The following is a 23829-nucleotide window of genomic DNA, read 5'->3' on the forward strand; positions in this document are numbered from 1 at the left end:
TTGCATCTGCCATAAGAAGTGGGAGGTAGGCGCATTTGTGCTCCCGTCTTCAACAAGTCGATAAGATGAGTATGGGGGGAGGATTAAGTTTAGCGTATCAAATTACCGATAAGATCAGTATACGTTCAGGCGTTTCTATGCAGCAGTATGGGGCCGGAGTAGATCGACAAAATAACTTAGGAGCAGTGCAGTCAGCTGGTATGGCGTTTAATGATGCTGTTTCTAATAGTCCTGTCATGAAAAATAATGAATCTTTACTTTTGGCTAGACAAACTGTCGATAAAGAATTAAGTGCTGTTAATAATAAACTTTTAACGATTGATATTCCGGTAGATGTGCGTTATCATGTAAGTAAATCATTCTACACTTCCGTTGGGGTATCCTACGTTGGGGTTTTGGATCAGACACAAGAAAATTATTTTGTAAATGGCATCAATGAGAATACTTCGGCTAATAATGGTCAGGCGGTATCTTCTCCTGAAAACGTTAAACAAACATTTAAAGGAAGTGCTGTAAATACGAATGATTTTAATGGATTTGTTAATCTCTCCATTGGAAAAAAGATGACAGTAGGTAAGAAGTTGTCCATAGCCGTAGAGCCATTTGTCAAACTTCCTGTTGGGGGTCTTAAATCTACTGACTTTAATTATACCAATGGAGGTTTAAAGGTTGTAACGAGTTTTTAAAGCTGATCAATACGAACAGCACCCATTCCAGCAGCCAAAGCTCCTTGTACTCCTGGGATTCCGTCCTCGTAAACTAAACACTTAGCAGGGTCAACCTGAAGCTTCTCGGCCGCTAATAAAAATGGCTCAGGCGATGGTTTTCCATTAGGAGTATCACCGGCACACACCAAGGTTTCCAATTTATCAAGTACTCCAAGGACGGTTAGTGTGATGTTTAATGTTGATCTGGTTCCTCCAGAAACAGCCGCAATACGTTTCTTTCCAATCTGGTATTTTAGATGTTCGACAACATAATCAATAGGTTGTGTCTGCTGGATGAACTGTTCTATAAAGATGGCTGATTTTCTTTTGAAAATTCATGAACATCAAAAGTGGTGTTATAGCGGATACAGATTTCTTTTGCAACAGCTATGGTTGGCCATCCTGCGGTTTCGTCGATTAGACTATCATCCAACAGGACATTGTATTCTGCTGCTGTAGCTACGTAGGCTGCTTTATGCGCACTTATATTGTCAGCTAAGGTTCCATCGACATCAAAAAGTAAGGCGTCGTATGGTTCTGCTATTTTATTGAGTTTGTTGAATTTCTCTATTGATTCGGCTGACATATCTGATTATTGAAGGTACAAATTTATAAAAAAAGCTAGTCTTAACGACTAGCTTTTCTTCTTTGTTTCTCTTTAATGATTAACCCCAGCTCTCGGCCTGTTTGACCAGCTACTGATGTGTTTTCTTGTGCTCTACGGAATAAATAAGGCATAACAGCTTTTATCGGTCCGTAAGGCATATATTTTGCAACGTTGTAGTTTGATTCAGATAAATTAAATGTTAAATTATCTGACATACCCAACAATTGTGCGAAAAATATACGGTCGCTTCTATGATCTATTTCACGTCTGTCAAGCTCATTTGCTAACAAAAGACTACTTGCTTCATTGTGTGTGCCTGCCATAACACCAAAGCGATCGATATGATCCAGTATGAAATGAATAGCGGCATCGTAATCTTTGTCTGTTGCTTCTTTTGTAGGTTGAATAGGAGATGGGTAACCTTTTTCAGCTGCTCTCTGTCTTTCAATTTCCATATAGGCGCCACGTACGATTTTTGCACCTAAAAAGAAGTTTTGTGTTTTTGCATAATCAAAATCAGCTTTTAAAGAGGCTAATTTATCATGTCTGTACAATTGATAGGTGTTGTATACAATAGGTTGTTCTTTATTGTATTTTTCCATCATATCGCGGGCTATGTCATCAATGGCATCTTGAATCCAAGAGTGTTCAGCATCAATTAATACTTTAACATTAGCTTCGTAACAGGCTTTACAGATTTCATCACATCGATCGTACATTCTGTTGTACTCTGCTTGCTCTGCTTCTGTTAACGTTTCGTTTGCGTTTACTTTCTCAAATAATTCAAAACGGCCAAGCCCTGTAGGTTTGAATACTGAAAAAGGTATGTATTTATTTGTTTTTGCAGCAACTACTGTGCGTAATGTTTCTTTAAAAGTAGCATCAAATGCGGCCTCAGTATCCTCTCCTTCTACAGAATAATCCAGGATTGTACCCACATTGTTTTCTCCTAGGTGATTGATTGCAGATGTACAACCTTCAATTGTTTCGCCACCGCAAAACTGTTTGAAAATGGTTGACTTAATGATTCCTTGGATAGGTAGTCCGATATTTAGAGCAAAATTAGTAATTGGAGGTCCGACTTTTACTAAGAAATTACTTGCTATTACTTTATACAGTAAATAAGCACGATCTAAATCTTTATCGGTTTTACTTTTGAATGCAATTTCTGTATTATCAAAAGATAGTTTTCTGGGTTCAGCAATCTGTGTCATTATTTTAATCTAATCCACACAAATGTACTAAATTCAAAAATATTACCACTTATTGATTAGGAGATTCCTGAAATATTAACTTATTTTTGCTTTATGCAAACATTCAAAATCGAAGGAGAATATATTCCGTTAATTCAGTTACTTAAAGCTTTAATTGGGTAGAGCATGGTGCTATGGCTCAGTTAGTTGTTACTGAGGGGATGGTGACCGTTAATGGTCAGGTAGAGTATAGGAAAAGAATGAAGTTAGACCCGATGATATCGTCGAGTTTGAGGGTCAACAAGTAAAATTGGTATAAGATATAACAAAATTTGTTTATAAAAAACGTAAACTGAATCCATTAGAAATGCAATTTATAGAAGTTTAGGCTATCAAGTAGTCTTTGATGACTCATTACAGTCTCTAAAAACCTTTATACAGGAACGAAATTACTCAAAGATTTTTGTCTTAGTTGATCGCAATACCAATGATAACTGTATGCCTGTTGTACAGCCAATTTTAGCTGAATTGGGAAACTACGATGTGATTGAGGTTGATCCTGGTGAAGAAAATAAGAATATTGATTTCTGTATCGGTGTATGGAAAACAATGCTTGACTTTGGGGCTGACAGACATAGTCTGTTGATTAACTTAGGTGGTGGTGTGGTCACGGATATGGGGGGATTTGCGGCTTCTACTTTTAAACGTGGTATTGACTTTATTCAGATTCCGACAACATTATTGTCTCAAGTGGATGCATCTGTAGGTGGTAAGACGGGAATAGATTTAGATAATTATAAAAATATAATCGGGACTTTTACGCAGCCACAGGCTGTCTTTATCGCTAGTGTGTTTTTGAAAACATTGGAAAGAAGACAGTTGGTTTCTGGTTTTGCGGAGGTTATCAAGCACGGATTAATTTTTGATGGGGCGTACTATAATAAGGTTAAAAATTTGGATGTTTCGGCTATAACGACCGAGCATGTGAGACATTCCGTTGGGGTTAAAAACACGGTCATAACCCAGGATCCAACAGAAAAGGGTTTACGGAAAATCTTAAATTTTGGGCATACTATTGGTCATGCAATAGAAGGTTATTCTTTACTTCATGATGAACATTCGTTGCTACATGGCGAGGCTATTGCTGTCGGTATGATTTGCGAAGGCTATCTGTCACATAAATTGAATGGTCTTTCATTAGAAGAATTAGAGGATTTAATAACAACGTTAGAAAGAATTTTGCTGATTATCAATTTGATGATTCTATTGATCATGAATTGTTGAGTTTAATGAATAATGATAAGAAAAATCATTCTAATCAGATTGGTTTCGCTTTATTGAATAAAATTGGTTCTTGTGATTATGATATTTTTGTTACGGAAGACTTAATTATAGAAAGTTTAGATTTTTATCGTAATTTAATCGCATAAACCTAACAACATGATGTGCAGCATAATTAAAAGAGTATCATTTATCTTCACTATTTTCTTTGTTACCCAATTGAGTGCGCAGGAAAGAATTTTGATTTTTTCAAAAACTACTGGATTTAGACATGAAAGTATAGAACATGGGGTTGCTGTTTTAAAGCAATTGATATCTTCAAAAAATATGCTAGTAGATCATTCTGAGGACAGTCAATTGTTTACGGATTCTATTCTTTCGCGATATGATGCTTTAGTTTTTCTGAGTACAACGGGTGATATTTTTAATGAAAGTCAAAAAGCTGCTTTTGTCCGTTTTATTCAATCAGGTAAAGGTTTTTTAGGTATACATGCTGCAAGTGATACGGAATTTAACTGGCCTTGGTACGGACAACTTGTGGGGGGGTATTTTTCTTCACATCCGGCCGTTCAGGATGCTCAAATCCGGGTTGTAAACCAGAAGCATCTTGCGACAAAGCATTTACCAAAGATATGGTTTCACCGCGATGAATGGTATGATTTTAAATCGGTAAAGGAGGGGCTTCATATTTTGATGGATTTGGATGAAACAAGTTATAAAGGGGGAAAGATGGGGAAATTTCATCCAATAGCGTGGTATCAGGAATTTGATGGAGGCCGATCATTCTATACGGGATTAGGTCACACCTTAGAGGCTTTTGATGAGGAAAAATTTCAGACCCATGTTCTGGGAGGTCTCCGATATGTCCTGAAAAAGAAATAAAAATAGGTCAGTCTAGTTAGGCTGACCTATTTTGTTTAATAAGCAATTGTATATTTGGCACCTAAGGAATACCAGGTACCTGGCATGGGTACAGCTCCGGCTTCTATATATTTGACATTAAATAGATTTTGCGCGTCAACATAAAGATTTAACTTGTCGATTTGACGTGCTAAACGTACGTCTGAAATAAAGTACGATTTGTAAGATAAACGTTCGTTAAAACGATTGGCAGTGGTAAAACTCCAATCCCTGTGACTTATAGTAAAGTTTAGGTTTGCCTGATTTCTTAGGCTTTCAATAGTGTACTTTGATAAATTATTTTCTGTAGTATTATTTTTTATTCTGGGATTCAAATAGCTGTATCCGATAACAGCATAATACTTTGTAATGGAATTCTGAGGATTAATATTAATACGGAAATTGACGTTAAATCCCTGGACTTCATTATTGTCCATGTTTTGAGGCTGCCAAGGCTCAGTGTTCAGATTACGTGTCCAATCAATAAAATCATTAATTGTTCTATAAAAATATCCTGCCTGTGCAATAACATTTCCGCTGGTATATTTTATAGCTCCTTCAACTTGTTTTGCTCTTTCGGCTTGAAGTGAAGAATTTCCAATGTTTGCAGGTCTCTGATTTAAGTAAAGATCTGTAAATGAGGGTATCCTTTGGCTCGATCCTGCATTAAAAATCAATTTCCAATGATTATTGATATCATATCCAAGATCTATTCCAGGGAAAACCTGCCAGTTGTAGTCACTGTTATAATTGAGGTAGGTACCTACATTAATAAATAAATTTTTGATCATTTCAGTTTTAAATTCGACATAAGCACCATAATTCTCGCGGCTGTGCTTACCGATGTTTGAACTGTTGATATTTTCGAATCTGCTTTCAACTCCAAGGCCGAATGAGCCATAATTTTGTTCGTATGTCGCATTTAATTCGGCCATAAAGGCATTGTTGTAGTGCTGGCTTCTTGCTTTGCTCAGGTCATGTCTGAAATAACGGTAATCATCCTCGTTGTATCTGTTCGAAATTCTAGGAGATATCGTTAGTGCATTGGATAGTTTATGTTTGGACTGTATAGTTGCAAAAGCTGTTTTCACCAATTCGTAGGATTCTTTGTCTCCGGGGGCAGCATAATATCCGTTGGCTCCAAATTGATTGTCAATATACCCGAATGAGTCGATATATTATTTAGAGAGTCGGGTGCATACGCTCCTTGGTAATAGATTTTATTGTTTTTTGAAGCTGTATTATAGCGTTGACCATTGGAATCTTCATGGCCTAAATACAGCTGCTGACTGAATTGTGCAATTTTATGGGTAAATCCCAATTGAAAACCCTTGCCGTAATATTTTCCGTTTTGTGTATCCTCACTGTTTTTAAAAGAAGTTCCGGTATACGCCTGTGCACTGATCAGATTTTCTGAGACTGTTTTTGTGACAATATTAATAGCCCCGGTTAGGCTGTTGATTCCATAAATACGGGATGCTGGTCCTTTAATGATCTCGATCCGTTCAATAGCGTCGGTAGGAATGGGAAGATTAAGGGAGTGATGGGCCGTTTGTGGATCTGATATTTTTGCTCCATTTAGTAGGATCAAGGTCTGTTCAAATGATCCGCCATCGATTGTGACGTCTGCCTGTGAACCGAAAGGACCTCTTTGGCGGATATCCACACCATTAATATAAGCTAAAAGTTCATTAACAGACTTTGCGGGAAGACGTTTAATATCTTCTTGCGTTATAATTTGAATGTTTCTGGTCTGCTTAGAGAATGGAATCTGTAGACGGTTCTGATTAATGATAACTTCATTTAAATTTGTAGTATCTTTTAAAGTTAACGTCTTATTATTAGTTACTTCTTGACTAAAAGCATAAGAATATCCAACTAAGGATAATGCTAATAGCGTTAAATTCTTACTCATTATGGCTCTTCTTAAAATTTACCGGACAAAAGTAGGTATGTATTGTTTAATTGCAGGGTGCCAGTTTTTAAAAAGAATATAGTCCGGTTGTTTTATAGTTCTTCTCTGCCCATATTTTTTTTATTATTGATATCAAGGGGCTGGTCATCTATCGTTACTTTTTGTAGATTTTTGAGGTCTGGTTGTCCGGCCTCAACCCAAGCAGAATACCAGAATGACCCCACTACTTGTATAGCACTAGCCATTCTTTTTTCAACCATGCCATTGAGGGCAGTATGATAGGCCCTGGCATATTCATCGGAATAGGTTCTGATCAGTAGATTATTTCGCTCTATAAAGGAATATTTTTGATGTTTTGAAAAAGATTTATCCAGTTGTTTTTCAAGTGCAAGTACTGAGTCAACAAGCAAGTTACTTTGTTTGACGATATTCCAGGAGGTATGCAATGGATCTTCAATAAATTTTGCTGGACCTTTTATAAATGAATACTCTTTGACAAACATTTCTGGTAAACGACTTTCCCAAAATGCATGTATTCCAATTTGGTTGGTTAATTGTCCGTTATAATTTTTGGTTGTATGTAAAGGAACATGAGCATCACCAATATAGTGCCCTAGATCTGCAGAATGACGGATGATTTGTCTAATATCTTTGAATTTAAATGCTTTGACGAGTTTATGGTAGGAAAATGATATTTGCCAAGGGACAATTCCATTTAACAAGAGCTGTTTTTCCTGATATTTTTCTTTGGCTTTTGTCCAGTGAATGGGGATCGAGTCAATCGAGGGCTCGTTATAATCATCAATATCGATATAATGGCGGGGCGATTCAAGGCTATCTATATAGCATCTTTTATCTGCGTCTACGGCTTTTGAACTAATTAAGAGAATATTTTTCTTATAAAAGGAAGCTAATGTTGGAGGAAGGGTATAAACGGCATATTCATTAATTTTTTTATGTGCAAAAAATCCCCATGAGCTACATATTATAAATATAATAAATAAAGAGATTATAATTGATAATCCTTTCATGTTGAAACAATTGGTTAATAAATAGTAAGTTACAAAATATCCTTCGCATTTTTAAATGTATTCTTTGTTAAGAACAAAAAACGTAACCTAAATTTAACTTTATTGTCATGAAAAATTTTTATTTTGCCGATAAATAATCGCGAAGTTTATGAAAATACTTTATGCGGTACAGGGTACAGGTAATGGCCACCTCAGTCGAGCGATGGATGTTGTGCCCTGTTTACGTAATTTTGGAGAGGTTGATGTTTTGGTGAGTGGAATCCAAGCGGATTTAGTTTTACCGTTTGAAGTGAAATATCGCCTGCATGGTTTGAGTTTTATTTTTGGGAAATCAGGAGGGGTAGATCTCTGGAAGACATTTATGAGTTCTACTGTTCGTAAATTTACACAAGAAATCAAATCACTTCCCATAGATCAGTATGATCTTGTTATTAATGATTTTGAACCCATATCTGCCTGGTCTGCTCATATGAAGGATTTTCCCTGTATTGGTTTGAGTCATCAGATCGCAGCGTTAGATGCTTCCAGTCCCAAACCAGATGAGACGGATATGCTGGGTAAATTTATTATGAAGAATTATGCTCCCACGGCGCATGCTTACGGTTTTCATTTTAAAAGCTATAATAAGAACATTTACACTCCTGTCATTCGTAATTCCGTGCGCGAGCTGGATGTTCAGGATAAGGGGCACTATACTGTTTATTTACCGGCATATGATGATGCACATCTGTTGAAACATTTAATGAAATTTCCAGATATCAGTTGGCAGGTCTTCAGTAAGCATAATTCGCGGGCTTTTGATATGAAGAATGTGGCGATACGTCCTATTAACAATGATGCATTTATTGCTAGTATGGCAAGTTCTTCGGGAGTGCTATGTGGGGCTGGATTTGAAACCCCAGCGGAGGCATTGTTCCTTCAAAAGAAATTGTTGGTGGTTCCAATGAAAAATCAGTATGAGCAACATTTGAATGCTGCGGCACTGGAGGAGATGGGTGTACCCGTTATTTCGAGCTTAAAACAAAAAAATATGCTATCTATAGAGGCTTGGCTAAATAGTAAATCGCGAGTTGTTGTCGATTATAAGAACAATACTCAAGAAATTATTACTAATATTGTGTCAAAACATACTTAAAATTATATGAAATATATTGCTTTGGCATTATTGTCTTTGGCTACACTATCTGTAACGGCACAACAAAAAAAGAAAACTGTAAAGAAAACAACAGCTGTAAAACCATTATTAGCGACTAAAACAGACTCCGTGTCATATGCTTTTGGACGTGACATTGGTGGTACATTGAAAAATTTAGAGATTACAAATTGGAATAAAGAGTTAATCGGTAAAGCAATAGTTAGTGCTCTTGATGGTCAAAATTCTTTGATTGAAGAAGATCAATTGCGCATGGTTATCCAAAGCGCAGTTACCGAAGCGAGAGAAATAAAGGAGAAAGAAAATCTTGCCAAAGAGCAGGCTTTTTTACAGAAAATGCTAAAAAAACAACTGTAAAAACTACGGAAGAGGGTTTGCAGTATGAAGTATTGGTAGAAGGCACTGGGGAAAAACCGACCCGAGAAAACGAAGTAACAGTACATTATACAGGAACTTTATTGGATGGAAAGAAATTTGATAGCTCATTAGATCGTAATGAACCTCTAAAAATGAAATTAGATCGCGTGATTGAAGGCTGGAAAATAGGTGTTCCTTTAATGTCTAAAGGAGCAAAATATCGTTTTTATGTACCAAGTAAATTAGGATATGGAAGTCAAAACATGGGTGTTATTCCTCCAAATAGCATTTTAATATTTGATATTGAGTTATTGGATTTCGTGAAGGATGCAGTATAATAAGTTAGGTAAATCAGCAATCGAGGTTTCCAGTATCGGCTTGGGGTGCATGTCTTTGAAAGGTAGTAAACACAAGCAGGGGGTTGAAATTATCCGTAAAGCTTTTGACAGCGGTATCAATTTTTTTGATACTGCTGACTTATATGAAAAAGGATTTAACGAGATGCTGGTAGGGGAAGCGGTACAGGACTTTAGAAAACGCATTGTTTTATCTACAAAAGTTGGAAATAGCTGGCGAGCCGATGGAAATGGATGGGATTGGAAAGCGTCAAAAAGTTATATCGTGAAAACTGTTGAGTCATCTTTGTCTCGATTAAAAACAGATTATATTGATCTTTACCAGCTGCATGGTGGTACCATTGAAGATCCTATTGATGAAATTATCGAAGCTTTCGATTTACTGGTTAGTGCGGGCAAAATTCGAACTTACGGTTTGTCTTCTATTCGTTCTAATGTTATTCGCGAGTACGTAGCAAAATCTAATATCAGTGCCGTTATGATGCAGTACAGTTTATTGGATAGACGTTTAGAGGAAGAAATGGGAGCTTATTTATTGCATCATCGTATTTCTGTTCTAGCAAGAGGTGCAGTAGCTAAAGGGATGTTGATCAATAAACAAGCTGAGAATTTTCTGCAATATAGCTCAAGTGAAGTACAGCATATCATTCGCAATCTACATGCATTTGCAAAAAAACACCATGTTAATAATCTGACTGTGGCACTTTCTTTTGTTCTTTCGAATGAGGCGGTTACTGCTGCTTTACTGGGTATAAATACACCCTTGCAATTAACGGAATTGATACAGATTAAAGAGCAAGTCCGTTCTTTAACAGGAGCAGAGAAAATAGAGTTACTAAGCGGTGTTCGTGCATTGTATTTTACAGAACACCGTTAATCTAGGATGTGAAGTACGTTTGTATAATACGTTCTAAATCTTCTTGTGTGTCTACAGCGATTGTTTCATGCTCTGTTTCTGCTGTTTGAATAGTGTATCCGTGCTCTATCCAGCGCAGTTGTTCAAGAGCTTCTGTCTCTTCTAAAATACTGATAGGCAATTGCGTTAACTCTTTTAAAACATCAGTTCTATAGCCATATATTCCGATATGTTTAAAATAGCTATGTTTTGATAACCAATTCTTCTGTTCGATTCCTCTTAGATAGGGGATGGTCTGTCTTGAAAAATAGATTGCTTGTCCGGCAATATTACGAACCACTTTTGGTATATTTACATTAAACAGTTCGTCTTCTGTATGGATTTTTTTGACGAGTGTGGCAATCTGTGTTTCTTCCTTATCGAAGCAGGATGCTAGCAACTCGATCTGTAACGGATTGATGAAGGGTTCATCACCCTGTATGTTGATGACGATATCAAATCCACTTACCTTGGCTATAACTTCTGCACAGCGGTCTGTTCCTGACTGATGCGAAGAGGCGGTCATGATGACATTTCCTGCGAAGCTCTTTACATGTTCAGCTATTCTGTCATCATCTGTCGCAACGATTACTTCATGTAAACAGCTCGTATTTTTAACTTGTTCATAGACACGCTGAATCATGGATTTACCACCAATACCAACTAATGGTTTACCAGGGAATCTGGAAGAGGCATAGCGTGCTGGAATAATACCGATTACTTTCATTTTTTCAGTTTTAAAAGTAAAGCCAGTCTTGCATTAAAACTGGCCTTTCAATGATCTAAATTTTTTGATTAAAACAAACCAAATAATTGCGATTCAATTTTTTCAACGATAGTACCTAAATCTTCCGGGTTTTTCGTGAAATCTAAATTATCTTTATCAAGAACCATTAATTTACCATCCTTATAATTATCAATCCATTTATCGTATTTTTCATTCAATTTAGATAAATAATCCAATCGAATTCCGGATTCATAATCACGACCACGCACTTGAATATTGTTAACAAGTGTTGGAACGGAAGCCTTCAAGTAAATTAATAGATCTGGAGGTTTGATATAATGGATGATACTCTGGAAAATATTGCTATAATTTTCAAAATCTCGCGCACTCATTAAGCCCATATCGTACAAGTTTTCGGCAAAGATGTATGCATCTTCATAAATTGTACGATCTTGGATCATATCAATATTTGTTTTTTGCAATTCAACAATTTGTCGAAAACGACTATTTAAGAAAAAGATCTGCAAATTGAATGACCAACGTTTCATATCAGCATAAAAATCCTCTAAATAAGGATTGTTATCTACCGCTTCAAATTGAGGTTCATATTTGAAATGATCCGCTAATAGTTTTGTTAAGGTTGTTTTTCCGGCACCAATATTTCCGACAATAGCAATATGCATATTTTTGGGTTTTAAATCTTAATAAAATCTTTTAATGCCAATGATTTCACGTACTTCTTTCAATGTTTTACGTGCTGATTCACTCGCTTTTTCAGCGCCTAATTTCGCTACTTTAGCAATATACGCATCATCATTTGAAATATCTTCAATGCGTGACCGTACAGGCTCTGTTGCAATGACCATATCTTCTGCTAACTGTTTTTTAAAATCACCGTAACGAATAGCGCAATTGTTATATAGATCGTTAAAATGTTCTAATGTATCGGGTGCTGACACAACTTTCATCAAATCAAAAAGATTTTGAACAGCTTCTGGTTTAGGTTGGTTCATTTCCGTTGGACCAGAGTCAGATACAGCACGCATTACTTTTTTACGAATTACATCTGCACTATCGGACAAGTAAATACAATCTGCCTCACCATTGGATTTGCCCATTTTTCCTTGTCCCGCTAAACCAGGGATTTTAACTAATTTATCTGAATAGGTAAAAGCAAATGCCTCTTTGAAATAATCGACATCGTATAAACGATTAAAACGGTTACCAAATGTTCTGGTCATTTCTAAATGTTGCTCTTGATCTTTACCAACAGGAACTTTTGTGCATGGTGAATTAAGATGTCGCAAGCCATCAAAACAGGGTATGTTAACAGTCCTGCATTCACATTATCAGGATTGCTGCGCACTTTATCTTTAAAAGCAGTAGCGCGCTCCAGCTCTCCCAGATATGCGTTCATATTCATATACAAATAAAGTTCTGCTACTTCAGGTACGTCAGACTGGACATATATCGTTGATTTTTCAGGGTCTATACCTGCAGCAAGATATTCAACAATCACTTGACGTACGGTGCTTTGCAGACCGTGAGGAGTTGGGTGCGTAGTTAAAGAGTGTAAATCGGCTATGAAGAAATAACAATTATATTCATTTTGCATTTTCACAAAATTGCTCAATGCGCCGTAATAGTTTCCTAAATGTAATTTTCCGGTACTTCTAATACCACTGACAACAGTTTCCATATTGCTTGCGAATTTACGGATAAATTCCCTAAATATAGTTCTAGGAATTTTTTCTTTTGCTTTTTTTTGCGATTAAAAAATGGATTGCTAGCAATTAAATTATAGCAAAAGATTTAACGGTTAACAATATGAAAGAGTAGGTCCGCTGCTAATTTAGCAGTACGATTGTCAATATCGTACGCCGGATTAAATTCTGCGATATCCATACTTATTAATTTTCCTGAAGAAATGATTAGTTGAAAAATTTCTAAGAAAAAAGCATCAGGCTGGATTCCGTTATGGGCCAATGCACTAACTCCTGGTGCACAGCTTGCAGCAAAAACATCTAAATCGACGGTTAGGTAGAGGTAATCTATTCCTGCTATAAATGACTCAACTTGTTGGATAATTGCCTCGCTATTTGCCTTGTGAAAATGTTGAGCTTCTATCCAGTTTATCTGATAATCTTTTACCGCATCAAATAAAGCTTGTGTATTGCTGATTTTTTGTATTCCGATAGGTAGGTAATTGATTTTTTCTTCTTGCTGTGCAATTTGGTAAAAACCTGTACCGGAAGTTGCAATTTCCTGTTCTGGTTTTCGGATATCAAAATGGGCGTCAAAATTAATGATCCCGAGTTTATTGCGGGAATACGACTTGAGTCCTAGATAATGACCAAAAGTAATTTCATGACCACCCCCTAATACCATTGGAAAGCCTCCGCATTGCAGTATAAGTTGGATAAAATAGCCAAGAGATTCTTGCGCATTTTCCAGTTGATGGTCGGAACAATAAACGGTCCCGGCATCAACGAGTTTCGTTTTTTTATCTCGAAATACTGGCAGGTTTGACAATGCTTTTATTAAAACTTCTGGTCCTTTTGCCGCACCTGTTCTTCCTAGGTTTCTTCTAACACCTTCATCGCAAGCAAAACCCAGTATGACATAGCAATCCGTAAGATCCTGTTCATCATTAAGATCGATACATGTGATTACCTGATGCCAACGCAGATGTTCTTCGCTTGTCCCATCTATACGTCCTGTCCACATTTTTCGATCTGCCGGAGTATAATGTTTCTGGTTTTTAGTTTTCATAATCCTTGAAAATTTGGTTCATCGTGTCTGTATCAACAAGATTTGCTAGGGTTACTTTCAACGTAGTAGTACGTTTTAATTCTATTTCTATAGCCTGTCTTGCGGTGTCATTTTGAGCCCATGCTCTGCGGGCAATACCATTATTAACATCATAAAAGAGCATATTTTCAAGTTTTCTGTCTGCATCTTCGGAACCGTCAAGTAATAAGCCGAAACCACCGTTAATCACCTCGCCCCAACCAACTCCACCACCATTATGGATAGAAACCCAAGTAGCGCCTCTAAAGCTGTCACCGATTACATTATGAATGGCCATATCGGCTGTGAATTTACTGCGTCATAAATGTTACTTGTTTCCCGGTATGGTGAGTCTGTTCCACTTACATCATGATGATCTCTGCCCAAAATAATCGGCCCCTTTAATTGACCATTTCTTACCGCAAGATTAAATGCTTTAGCAATTCGAATTCTACCAATTGCATCAGCATATAGAATCCGGGCCTGTGAACCGACAACCAGTTTATTTTGATCTGCTTGTTCAATCCACTTGATATTGTCAGCTAATTGCTGTTTAATCTCAGGGTATGCTGTCTTTTTTAATTCCTGAAGTACCTCAAGTGCGATATGGTCTGTTGTCTTTAAATCTTCTGGATCTGCTGTCGAACATACCCAGCGAAATGGACCAAATCCATAGTCAAAACACATGGGACCTAAAATATCCTGTACGTAAGATGGATATCGGAAGTCAATACCATTACTCGCCAATACAGCGGCTCCTGCGCGACTACTTTCAAGTAAGAATGCATTTCCATAATCGAAGAAATAAGTACCACGCGCGACATGGGCATTAATAGCGTCGACGTGACGGACTAAGGATGCCTGAACTTGTGCCTTAAATACATCGGGCTGTTCTGCCATTAGCTTATTTGATTGTTCAAAACTTAGTCCGATCGGGTAGTAACCTCCGGCCCAAGGATTGTGTAATGAGGTTTGGTCAGATCCAACTGAAATATAAATATTAGCATCTAGGAATGCTTCCCATATTTCTATTATATTGCCTATGTAGGCTATGGCGATAATTTCTTTATTTTTAATAGCTTGTTGAACGCGTTCTATGAGATCGTCCATGTTCTCCATTAAGATGTCCACCCATCCTTGTTTATGCCGTTTGCGAGCAGCGGCAGGATTAACCTCTGCACATACCGTGATGCACCCTGCAATATTTCCCGCTTTAGGTTGTGCACCACTCATGCCTCCAAGACCTGATGTTAAAAAGACTTTCCCGTGGATTGTATCTTCTTTTGACAATTGTTTTCGGAAGGCATTCATAACTGTGATCGTGGTACCATGTACGATTCCCTGTGGTCCGATGTACATATATGAGCCCGCCGTCATTTGGCCATATTGTGTAACCCCCATTGCATTAAAACGTTCCCAGTCATCGGGTTTGGAATAATTGGGAATCATCATGCCGTTTGTAATGACAACCCTTGGAGCATCTTTTGAAGATGGGAATAACCCCATTGGATGGCCACTGTACATATGTAGGGTTTGTTCGTCATTCATTTGGGCCAAGTATTGCATTGTAATTAAATACTGTGCCCAGTTCTGAAAAACAGCTCCGTTTCCACCATAGGTAATTAGTTCGTGAGGATGTTGCGCTATTTGTGGATCTAGGTTATTTTGTATCATTAACATGATGCTACGCGCCTGTAGGCTATTTCCAGGATACGCTTCAATTGGTCTAGCATACATTTCGTAGGTAGGGCGGAAGCGGTACATGTAGATTCTGCCAAATAGCATCAATTCCTCTAAAAATTCTTTTCCAAGTTCTACATGCCACTGCACTGGAAAATAGCGTAATGCATTTTTAATGGCTAATTTTTTTCATCTTCCGATAGAATATCCTTTCGCTTAGGAGCATGACTTATGTTTTTATCATAAGAAACTTTAGGTGGTAGACTAGTTGGTATTCCTTGTAGAATTTCTTCTTTAAATATCATGATTCTTTTCCTTTCGTATAGATATTAATTCCCTTTTTCCATACCTGATCAGGTTTTAGTGTTCCTTGCATGTATGTAATATTTTGATAATTATTGGTTTTGTAAATAGCAAAATCTGCAAGTTCACCTGGCTGTAGACGACCACGGTCCGTCAGATTTAAAGCTAATGCAGCCCTAAATGTTATTGCAGCGAATACTTCAGCATTGGATAATTTTTCTGTAGTAGCTAAAATCGTCGCTTGGGTCATTAATTGTCCCATTGGAGCAGATCCGGGATTCCAGTCAGTGGCAATGGCTAAGCTAGCGCCTTGATCAAGAAGTTTTCTGGCAGGGGTAAATGCACATCCAATTCCGATTGATGCACCTGGTAAGGCGACGGCAACGGTATTGCTATCGGCCAGAAGTTTAATTTCTGTTTCATGTGATGCCTCTAGGTGATCTGCACTAATTGCATTATACTGAACCGCAACTTTCGATCCTGACGTGGAAAATTGATCTGCATGTACCGTGATATCAAAACCCATTTTCTGCGCCTTAGTAAAGTAATTTTGAATATCGTCGGCAGAAAAGGCGCTTTGTTCGATAAAAGCATCAATCTATTGGAAAGCTGCTCTTCTTTTAATATAGGGAATAGTTCAGATGCTATTTCTTCAAGATAGTCTACTGCAGTGCCTTCATAGTCTTTGGGCTTCATATGTGCTGCTAAGCAAGTTGGAATGAGATCAACGGCTATGGATTCTTGTGCTTTTTTTATAGCTCGCAGTATTTTTAACTCTTCTTTAACAGATAAACCATAGCCACTTTTCACTTCAATGGTGGTGATACCTTGTTTTATAAGTGCCTTTGAACAGTTGATAATATTTTTGATCAGTTCAGCTTCACTTGCATTTCGGGTATGTTGTACTGTGCTCCAGATACCTCCACCAGCTTTTGCAATTTCGAGGTAACTGACACCGGCATTACGCAGGGCAAAATCATTAGCTCGATTCCCTGCAAAAGCAATATGTGTGTGACAATCGATATAGCCGGGAACACAAACAGTCTCCTCTTCTATGATTACTAAAGTTGCATCATGAGCATGATTCTCCCTTAAACCATCGTAATTACCAATAGCTGTTATTTTTCCATTTTCCGTTAGTATACCAGCGTGTTCTTTAATTACGAGTTGCTGGTCTGAAAGCGCTCCTTTAACCGGAACATTTGCCAATGATAACAATTGTGAGAAAGGACCTATTAATTTTTTACCCATAGTTTAATAGTTGTTGAAATATTCCTGATGAACACCGTGATAAGGTATACCTTGCTTATGTGCAATTTGTTTTGCTTCTGTAATCAAAGTTCCCGAAGAAATAAGCTGTTGAGCAGCTTGAAGTATCTCTTCCATAATTTGATCTTCTTTGATATGTGGAATCGATTTTCTGATCTTTTGGTGTACAGCCTCAATGATAGGCGTTGACTGTAGCGGTCTGTGAAAATCAAAAGCCTGGGCCGCACAAATAAGTTCTATACTTAATATTTTACTAACATTATTGATGACCTGCAATAATTTTCGGGCACCGATGGATCCCATACTCACATGATCTTCCTGACCTAAAGAAGTAGGTATGCTATCTGCACTGGATGGAAAACAAAGCCCTTTATTTTCACTTGCTAATGCTGCTGTACTATATTGTAAGATCATAAATCCAGAGTTCAGGCCTGTTTCTTTGAGGAGTAATTTTGGTACATTGGGCGTATCGCCTTCTAGTGACAGATATACACGTCTATCGGAAACATTGCCGATTTCTGATATCGCCAATGTTGCATAATCAATAGGAAGTGCAATTGGCTGTCCATGGAAACTACCGCCACTAATGGTTAGTTCGCTGTCGATGATGATCGGATTATCGGTTACGGCATTAATTTCAACTTCTATGGTTTCTTTTAAATGAAGCCATGCATTGCGAGAAGCTCCATGTATTTGTGGAATGCAGCGTAAAGAATATGGATCTTGAACACGAGAACAGTTTTTATGTGATGTAACAATTTCTGAGGTCTCTAATAAGTTGAAGATCGTACTTGCTACATATTTATTTCCTTTGTATGGTCTCAGTTCATGCAATTGTGGAAAGAAAGGTTTAATGGATCCATTTAGCCCTTCAATCATCAATGTGGCAACCAAATCTGCATTATCTAAGAGATTTTGCATTTCCACGACCGCTTTTACGGCATGAGCTGCCATAAACTGGGTTCCGTTAATGAGTGCTAATCCTTCTTTGGCTCCTAACGTAATCGGGCTGGTGTCAAATCGTGTTAATATTTGAGCTGTTGGAAGAATTTCACCTTTATACCAGACTTTTCCTAATCCTATTAAAGGTAAAAATAAGTGCGAAAGAGGGGCTAGGTCTCCAGAGGCACCCACTGATCCTTGTTTAGGAACCACTGGAACGATATCCTGATCAATAAACCATAGAATGCGCTCTAACGTGCTTAGTTGAATACCTGAATATCCTTTTGCTAAGGCATGCGCTTTTAAAATTAACATTAATTTAGACAATTGCTGATCGATGGGCTCTCCTATACCTACTGCATGGCTTTTTAGAATATTTTCTTGTAGTTTTTTAGTATCTGCAGGATTTATCAGCGTAGTACAAAGTGGACCAAAACCTGTGTTTATACCATATACTATTTTACCGGAATCAACAATTTCTTGAACATATTGTGCACTTTGAACAACTTTTTTTACTGTTTGTTCAGTTAATTGACCTTTAATATTTCCATTCGCTATCTGAATTGCTAGCGAGCTGGTCATGGTATCTTCGCCGTACTGAAATTTTTTAGTTTTATTTACCATTAGAATAAATTATTATGTTGATTAAGGATCGTCAAAATCTGTCTATCCTTTCCATTTGATTTATACATTGCTTTTTAAGAGGGAGTGACCATTATTACACTTTTGCATTTTGAACTATTTATACATGAATCGTACTTAATTATTTAGAAAAAGTTGCCTGTGTATTGGTTTTGTTTCCTAAACGTTCTATCGTGCGTATAGCTGTTAATCTCATTCCGTTATTTCAAATTTAACTCCTATATTTAATAATTATAAATACCAATTTGGCAAGTATTGATTACTATGAGTTATCAAATAGAATTAAGGCATCTGTATTATTTTAAAGTTTTGGCAGAGGAGTTACATTTTAGAAAAGCGGCAGAAAGGCTTTATATTTCTCAACCTGGCTTATCTCGTCAGATTAAACAGATGGAAGATATTTATAGAGCAACTTTATTTGATAGAGGGAAACGGTATGTTCGACTTACAGCAGCAGGCTTTTACCTAAAAAAGGAGGTTGATATTTTATTTAATCAAATGGATAAAATAGCTCGTGAGCTTCGTGTTATGGGATCAGACGATATCACTGAACTTCGTCTTGGGTTTATCGGTTCAGCAGTACAATCTATTCTTGCTAAAGTACTGGTTCGATTAAAACAAGATTTTCCTGCAGTTGAGGTGGACTTACAGGAGCTTTCTAATGAGATGCAGATTACCAAGGTGTTGAAGGAAGAACTTGATTTTGGACTCGTGCGTTTGGATAATTTTCCAAATGGGATTCGTCATATCGCAATCATCAAAGAACACTTTTCGTTGGTTATTCCTCACGATTATCCCATTCAGACGGCAAATTTTAAAACATTAAATGATTTTAAAAATGAACTGTTTATTCTGTTTTCCAAAGATTATAGTCATTCTTATTATGATCTGGTGATGAGTATTTTTAGAGATGCTTCATTTGAACCGCATGTTGCTTTGCGGACGGTAAATGCTTTGACAATTTTCAATCTTGTAGAGCAGGGTTTGGGTATTGCAATTGTACCGGCATCTTTAAAAAAAGGATATACTTCTAAAGTAAATTTTATTGATTTAAACCATATTGAACAGCGAACCACTTTATCATTAATCTATAATGCGAATGTAAATCATGCAGGAATTGATCTGTTTTTAAATGTTATTCAGAAGGAATTGAATTTATCGGATGAAGATTAAACTATAAAAGTCCATACTAAATCAGTATGCTTTTATAGTTTAATCGTGTATGGCTATTCAGCGGTGTTTTAATGAGCACTACCAACTAATACATATCCGAAGAATTCTCTAAACGAGTCGGGGTTGTCCACTGTTCCTCGTTCGGAAATAAGTTTTATGTTGATATTGTTGTTTTTTGCTTTTACTTTAAATTCATCTAAATACTCAATGATATCGTAATCTAATATTTTGGTTTTGCGCACGTCTAATTCTAAGTAAGAACCAGGCTGTAATCCATCTAATTCTTTTACGATCGCTCCTCTATTGACAAAAGTTACCTCTTCTGCAAAATTCATATGAAAAACGTTTCCTTCCTTGACCAGCATAACATGGGAATTATTATAGGATTTGATAAGTGACACAACTACTGCTACAACTAAACCGACAATAATACCTTTAAGGAGATCTGTAGTGAGTATACCAACTACTGTGACTACAAATGGAATTAATTGATCTTTTCCTAATTTTTTCATGTCCAAGAATTGTTTTGGGTTGCCTAATTTGTAACCGATAACCAATAGGATTGCTGCTAAAACTGCATTAGGGATTAAATTAAGGAATGCAGGAATGGAGATGACACTGAGTACAAGCAAGAGACCATGAACAATAGTTGATAGTTTTGACACTCCACCACTCATCGCATTAGCTGATGAGCGAACGATAACTTGTGTAATAGGAAGCCCACCTATTAAACCTGAAAATGAATTACCTATTCCTTGTGCTATTAGCTCTCTGTTGGTTGGTGTCTGACGTTTTAGTGGATCTAATTTATCGGTAGCTTCTACGGATAATAAGGATTCTAAAGAGGCTACAATGGCGATGGTAAATGCAATTTGCCATACCATTGGATTTGCTATTCCATTTGCGAAATCGGGTAGTGTAAATTGTCCCAGGAAGTCGGTTACTGTTTCAGGTACAGGTACTTTGACCAGGAGGTCCTGATCAATAGAAAATACTTCATGGTTTGTATCTCCAATCGTGATCTGGTAAATAATACCAACAATTACAGCAATAAGGGAGCCTGGTAACAATTTGAAGAAGTTGGATTTTTTACCAAGAAAATTATCCCATATAATAAGTATGGTTAAGGAAATAATTGTCATGATTATAGCTCCGGTAGTAATATAAGATGCATCAAAATTTTTGAACGAAAATTTCTCTGTGTATCCGAATGCCAACGGAATCTGTTTTAGGAAAATAGATATACCGATAGCGCATAACATACCCTTAATAACGGATGAAGGGAAGTAATATCCAATTACGCCTGCTTTTAATAATCCAAGAACAATCTGTATTAAACCGGCTATAACCACTGCGACTAAAAAGATATTGTATGCCCCTAGGTCTGTGATAGCGGTATAGACGATGACCACTAGGCCTGCCGCTGGTCCTGATACTCCTATGGTAGATTTTGATAGCAGTCCTACAAGGATACCGCCTATAATTCCCGCGATAATTCCGGAGAAAACAGGCGCCCCACTCGCCAGAGCGACTCCTAAACAGAGTGGTAGAGCAACAAAAAACACAACAATACTCGCCGGGATATCTTTTTTCCAATTTTGTAATAGGTTCATAATTAAGAGTGTTTAATGTATTCTTATCATACAACTATCGTTCCTGAGAAAGGTTTTAAAAAGCAATAAAATTTATGTCGGGAGGTATTATGATTTATAAAGAGTGGGGGGCAGATTTTCATTCCTGTGTCAAGTTTTTTTTCTGGTAGATGTGTTTTTAATATTCGATGGTAGCTCTTAAATCGCCTAAAGAGTTGTGTTTTATCGTAATATTAGTGGTTTTAAGTGTTTTTGAGCAATGGACATCATAATTTTAAGGATGTATCGGTCTGTTTTAAAATCAGTTCTAATTCTATTTATTATAGCTATTATCAACGATGGGTGAGATAACTCATTTAAATTTTTTTATCTTTATGCCCAAACTAAACCAAGGTGAGGGAGGAAGCATATGCCAGTCAAAATACCAGATAATTTGCCAGCTATTGAGCTATTAAAAAAAGAAAATATTTTTGTGATGAGTGATCTTAGAGCCAACGAACAGGATATCCGTCCGATGAAGGTTCTAATTTTGAATTTAATGCCTTTGAAAATTACAACAGAAACTGATTTTATCCGGTTGCTGTCTAATAATCCTTTGCAAGTAGAAGTGGAGTTTTTGAGATTAGATACTCACATGTCTAAAAACACACCTCAAGAACACTTGGAAATGTTCTATAAATCGTTTTCTGCAGTGGAAGATCAGTACTATGATGGGATGATCATTACAGGTGCTCCAGTAGAGATGATGCCATTTGAAGAGGTTAACTACTGGGATGAAGTGACTCGTATTTTTGATTGGGCAAAAAAGCACGTGACGTCTACACTTTATATTTGTTGGGCATCGCAAGCGGCACTTTATCATTTTTACGGCGTTGAAAAAACACCATTAGCGGAGAAACTGTTTGGAGTATACAAACATACTACTTTAGATAAAGCTAATCCTCTATTTAGAGGTTTTGATGATGAGTATTTTATCCCGCACAGTAGACATACGACAATTTTAAAATCTGAAATTGAAGATAAACCAGAAATTGAGCTTTTGTCTGAATCTCCTGAAGCAGGTCTTGCGATACTATCATCACGAGGTGGACGTGAATTTTATTTAACTGGTCATTCAGAATATGCTCCACTTACTTTACATACTGAATATATGCGTGATGTGGAGAAAGGATTAGAAATTGAGGTGCCAGATAATTATTATTTAAATAATGATCCAGCACAGTCACCATTAGTAAGGTGGTCTGGTCATGCGAATTTGCTATTTAATAACTGGTTGAATTACTATGTTTATCAAGAGACTCCTTTTTATTTAAATGAACTTGAATCTTTGGAAGAAATTAAGAGACAAAATTAATATTAGCTTTTAAGCTATCATGAGCAAGCTCGATCTTGTACTGTATAATAGTGCGGTACAAGATCGAGCTTTAATTTCTTTGTAGCAGGATGTTTCGGATCTGTTATGAAAAATAAACTTCTATTTATAATTAGCTTAATTTTTTAGCTTCATTCCAATAAATATCCATTTCTTCCAGTGTCATGTCTTGGAGATTTTGTCCATTTTGATTAGCTCTTTGCTCAAGGTAGGTGAAGCGGCTAATGAATTTTTTATTGGTTCGTTCCAGTGCATTTTCAGGATTGATACCAATGTGACGTGCATAATTGATTAATGAAAAAAGCAAATCACCAAATTCGGCCTCAGCCTTATTTAAATCTGACTCTTCGGGTTTATCAATGTCATATTCAGCTTTGAACTCCGCTAGTTCTTCTTCTACTTTTGCCCATACTTCTTTTTTATCTTCCCAATCAAACCCTACACCACGTACCTTATCCTGTATACGATAGGCTTTAACTAAAGCAGGCAGACCTTTAGGTACGCCGGATAAAACAGATTTGTTTCCTTCTTTTAATTTGAGGGTCTCCCAATTCTCTTTAACCTGTTCTTCATTTTCTACATCAATATCGCCATAGACATGGGGATGACGGCTGATTAATTTATCGCAAATGCTATTGAGTACATCTACTATCGTAAAATGGTTTTCCTCTTCTGCTATACGTGCATAAAAGACCAGGTGCATCATAACATCTCCTAGTTCTTTTTTGATTTCGGGATAATCTTCATCTAAGATAGCGTCTGTAAGTTCATACAACTCTTCGATGGTTAGATGACGTAAGGACTGCATGGTCTGTTTCTTATCCCACGGGCAAGCTACGCGAAGTGTATATAAAACATCCAATAAACGTTGAAAAGCCGTAGCAGGAGTAGACTCAATTGAAGGAATGGGGTGACTCATATTGAAAAATTTAGATCAAAATTAG

The 23829-nt window shown here is 36.9% G+C and carries 23 protein-coding genes and 3 pseudogenes; 10 read left to right on the plus strand and 16 right to left on the minus strand.

Annotated elements, in window-relative coordinates; all coding sequences use genetic code 11:
• The first annotated feature begins 71 nt into the window (after positions 1 to 71).
• Positions 72 to 686: a hypothetical protein gene (locus tag L950_RS10115; protein ID WP_021188738.1), complete on the plus strand. Its 615-nt coding sequence runs from the start codon at positions 72 to 74 to the stop codon at positions 684 to 686.
• Here L950_RS10115 and L950_RS32715 read toward each other — a convergent pair.
• Genes L950_RS32715 through L950_RS10125 form a run of 3 tightly spaced genes read right to left on the minus strand, consistent with a single transcriptional unit; the run spans position 683 to position 2528 of the window.
• Positions 683 to 1042, minus strand: a complete 360-nt coding sequence (locus tag L950_RS32715) for an HAD family hydrolase (protein WP_316930597.1) — start codon at positions 1040 to 1042, stop codon at positions 683 to 685. The genes L950_RS10115 and L950_RS32715 overlap by 4 nt on opposite strands.
• Positions 1012 to 1293 (minus strand): hypothetical protein, encoded by a 282-nt coding sequence (locus tag L950_RS32720; RefSeq protein WP_231577052.1) that lies wholly within the window; start codon positions 1291 to 1293, stop codon positions 1012 to 1014. The genes L950_RS32715 and L950_RS32720 overlap by 31 nt, the downstream gene beginning before the upstream one ends.
• 41 nt (positions 1294 to 1334) lie before the next feature.
• Complete coding sequence (locus L950_RS10125; RefSeq protein WP_021188739.1) at positions 1335 to 2528, minus strand: proline dehydrogenase family protein; 1194 nt, start codon at positions 2526 to 2528, stop codon at positions 1335 to 1337.
• Between the two features lie 173 nt (positions 2529 to 2701).
• Here L950_RS10125 and L950_RS32725 point away from each other — a divergent pair, with 173 nt between their 5' ends.
• From L950_RS32725 to L950_RS10135, 3 genes are all read left to right on the plus strand, one after another.
• A complete protein-coding gene (locus L950_RS32725) occupies positions 2702 to 2815 on the plus strand; it encodes an RNA-binding S4 domain-containing protein (protein ID WP_231577054.1) in 114 nt (37 codons plus the stop codon).
• A gap of 151 nt (positions 2816 to 2966) precedes the next feature.
• Positions 2967 to 3791, plus strand: coding sequence for a 3-dehydroquinate synthase family protein (locus tag L950_RS10130; RefSeq protein ID WP_316930598.1), 825 nt, complete (start codon positions 2967 to 2969; stop codon positions 3789 to 3791).
• A 156-nt stretch (positions 3792 to 3947) separates the two neighbouring features.
• Positions 3948 to 4670: a ThuA domain-containing protein gene (locus tag L950_RS10135; protein WP_084825418.1), complete on the plus strand. Its 723-nt coding sequence runs from the start codon at positions 3948 to 3950 to the stop codon at positions 4668 to 4670.
• Positions 4671 to 4705: 35 nt separating this feature from the next.
• Here L950_RS10135 and L950_RS32730 read toward each other — a convergent pair whose 3' ends face one another.
• The 3 genes from L950_RS32730 to L950_RS10145 form a co-directional block, all read right to left on the minus strand.
• Entirely contained in the window at positions 4706 to 5779 is a 1074-nt protein-coding gene (locus L950_RS32730) for a TonB-dependent receptor plug domain-containing protein (protein WP_052764383.1), read from the minus strand.
• On the minus strand, positions 5776 to 6603 hold the full coding sequence (locus L950_RS32735; RefSeq protein ID WP_052764384.1) for a TonB-dependent receptor: 828 nt from the start codon (positions 6601 to 6603) through the stop codon (positions 5776 to 5778). The genes L950_RS32730 and L950_RS32735 overlap by 4 nt, the downstream gene beginning before the upstream one ends.
• A 92-nt stretch (positions 6604 to 6695) precedes the next feature.
• Entirely contained in the window at positions 6696 to 7634 is a 939-nt protein-coding gene (locus L950_RS10145; protein WP_021188741.1) for a zinc dependent phospholipase C family protein, read from the minus strand.
• A 148-nt stretch (positions 7635 to 7782) separates the two neighbouring features.
• Between L950_RS10145 and L950_RS10150 the strand changes: the two genes are divergently transcribed.
• The 4 genes and pseudogenes from L950_RS10150 to L950_RS10160 all read left to right on the plus strand — a co-directional run bounded on the left by L950_RS10150 (position 7783) and on the right by L950_RS10160 (position 10377).
• Positions 7783 to 8769 (plus strand): glycosyltransferase family protein, encoded by a 987-nt coding sequence (locus L950_RS10150; protein WP_021188742.1) that lies wholly within the window; start codon positions 7783 to 7785, stop codon positions 8767 to 8769.
• A 6-nt stretch (positions 8770 to 8775) separates the two neighbouring features.
• Positions 8776 to 9116, plus strand: a pseudogene (locus L950_RS26335) (FKBP-type peptidyl-prolyl cis-trans isomerase N-terminal domain-containing protein); the annotation flags it as partial.
• 45 nt (positions 9117 to 9161) lie between these two features.
• The gene (locus L950_RS26340; protein ID WP_197086360.1) at positions 9162 to 9482 is read left to right on the plus strand and encodes an FKBP-type peptidyl-prolyl cis-trans isomerase; all 321 of its coding nucleotides are present in this window, start codon (positions 9162 to 9164) and stop codon (positions 9480 to 9482) included.
• Positions 9472 to 10377, plus strand: a complete 906-nt coding sequence (locus L950_RS10160) for an aldo/keto reductase (protein ID WP_021188745.1) — start codon at positions 9472 to 9474, stop codon at positions 10375 to 10377. Before L950_RS26340 ends, L950_RS10160 begins: the two co-directional genes overlap by 11 nt.
• Before the next feature lies 1 nt (position 10378).
• On the opposite strand, the gene kdsB is transcribed toward L950_RS10160, so the two are convergent.
• The 8 genes and pseudogenes from kdsB to hutH form a co-directional block, all read right to left on the minus strand.
• Entirely contained in the window at positions 10379 to 11122 is a 744-nt protein-coding gene (gene kdsB, locus L950_RS10165; protein ID WP_021188746.1) for a 3-deoxy-manno-octulosonate cytidylyltransferase, read from the minus strand.
• Positions 11123 to 11190: 68 nt separating this feature from the next.
• A complete protein-coding gene (locus L950_RS10170; protein WP_021188747.1) occupies positions 11191 to 11805 on the minus strand; it encodes a deoxynucleoside kinase in 615 nt (204 codons plus the stop codon).
• 18 nt (positions 11806 to 11823) lie between these two features.
• A pseudogene (gene trpS / locus L950_RS10175) lies at positions 11824 to 12821 on the minus strand (tryptophan--tRNA ligase).
• Positions 12822 to 12934: 113 nt separating this feature from the next.
• On the minus strand, positions 12935 to 13894 hold the full coding sequence (gene hutG / locus L950_RS10180) for a formimidoylglutamase (protein ID WP_021188748.1): 960 nt from the start codon (positions 13892 to 13894) through the stop codon (positions 12935 to 12937).
• Positions 13884 to 15697 (minus strand): annotated as a pseudogene (locus L950_RS10185) (urocanate hydratase). The gene hutG and the pseudogene L950_RS10185 overlap by 11 nt, the downstream one beginning before the upstream one ends.
• Before the next feature lie 196 nt (positions 15698 to 15893).
• Positions 15894 to 16421 carry an amidohydrolase family protein gene (locus tag L950_RS32745; protein WP_231577058.1) on the minus strand — a complete coding sequence of 176 codons (528 nt, stop codon included), beginning with the start codon at positions 16419 to 16421 and terminating at the stop codon, positions 15894 to 15896.
• Positions 16328 to 17146, minus strand: a complete 819-nt coding sequence (locus L950_RS10190; protein ID WP_231577060.1) for a hypothetical protein — start codon at positions 17144 to 17146, stop codon at positions 16328 to 16330. The genes L950_RS32745 and L950_RS10190 overlap by 94 nt, the downstream gene beginning before the upstream one ends.
• 3 nt (positions 17147 to 17149) lie before the next feature.
• On the minus strand, positions 17150 to 18730 hold the full coding sequence (gene hutH / locus L950_RS10195; protein WP_021188751.1) for a histidine ammonia-lyase: 1581 nt from the start codon (positions 18728 to 18730) through the stop codon (positions 17150 to 17152).
• A gap of 282 nt (positions 18731 to 19012) precedes the next feature.
• Between hutH and L950_RS10200 the strand changes: the two genes are divergently transcribed.
• Positions 19013 to 19921 carry a LysR family transcriptional regulator gene (locus L950_RS10200; protein ID WP_021188752.1) on the plus strand — a complete coding sequence of 303 codons (909 nt, stop codon included), beginning with the start codon at positions 19013 to 19015 and terminating at the stop codon, positions 19919 to 19921.
• Between the two features lie 68 nt (positions 19922 to 19989).
• On the opposite strand, the gene L950_RS10205 is transcribed toward L950_RS10200, so the two are convergent.
• Complete coding sequence (locus tag L950_RS10205; protein ID WP_021188753.1) at positions 19990 to 21534, minus strand: SulP family inorganic anion transporter; 1545 nt, start codon at positions 21532 to 21534, stop codon at positions 19990 to 19992.
• Positions 21535 to 21922: 388 nt separating this feature from the next.
• Between L950_RS10205 and metA the strand changes: the two genes are divergently transcribed.
• Entirely contained in the window at positions 21923 to 22867 is a 945-nt protein-coding gene (gene metA, locus L950_RS10210; protein WP_021188754.1) for a homoserine O-succinyltransferase, read from the plus strand.
• Between the two features lie 130 nt (positions 22868 to 22997).
• Here metA and mazG read toward each other — a convergent pair whose 3' ends face one another.
• Positions 22998 to 23804 carry a nucleoside triphosphate pyrophosphohydrolase gene (gene mazG / locus L950_RS10215; RefSeq protein ID WP_021188755.1) on the minus strand — a complete coding sequence of 269 codons (807 nt, stop codon included), beginning with the start codon at positions 23802 to 23804 and terminating at the stop codon, positions 22998 to 23000.
• Positions 23805 to 23829: the final 25 nt, after the last annotated feature.

The sequence above is a fragment of the Sphingobacterium sp. IITKGP-BTPF85 genome (assembly GCF_001006065.1).
In the GTDB taxonomy this organism is placed as follows: Bacteria; Bacteroidota; Bacteroidia; order Sphingobacteriales; family Sphingobacteriaceae; genus Sphingobacterium; species Sphingobacterium anhuiense.